The sequence below is a fragment of the Arthrobacter sp. SIMBA_036 genome, from assembly GCF_046535135.1.
Taxonomy (GTDB): Bacteria; Actinomycetota; Actinomycetes; order Actinomycetales; family Micrococcaceae; genus Arthrobacter.
In genome coordinates, this window is record NZ_JAWRXG010000491.1 from 1 (window position 1) to 232 (window position 232).

The following is a 232-nucleotide window of genomic DNA, read 5'->3' on the forward strand; positions in this document are numbered from 1 at the left end:
GCGTTGTGGATCTTGCCGGCGGCCGCATTGCTCGCACTGTTGATCGGTAGCGCGGCCATCTCGCGCCGACATGGCTATCTCGCGTGGTGGCTCGGTCTCGTCGTGTGGGCTCGCGTGATCGGTTCGGTAGGCGCGGCGATGTTCCCGTTCATGATGCCGTCGAGCGCCGAGCCGTCGCACAGTCTGACCATCTGGAATGCAAGTTCGAGCGAGTTGACCCTGGGGTGGATGC

General features: G+C 64.2%; 1 protein-coding gene. It reads left to right on the forward strand.

Translation table 11 applies throughout. The features are described 5' to 3' along the window. On the forward strand, positions 1 to 232 hold a 232-nt coding region (locus SB659_RS20635), incomplete at both ends, for a cytochrome d ubiquinol oxidase subunit II (RefSeq protein WP_410551794.1).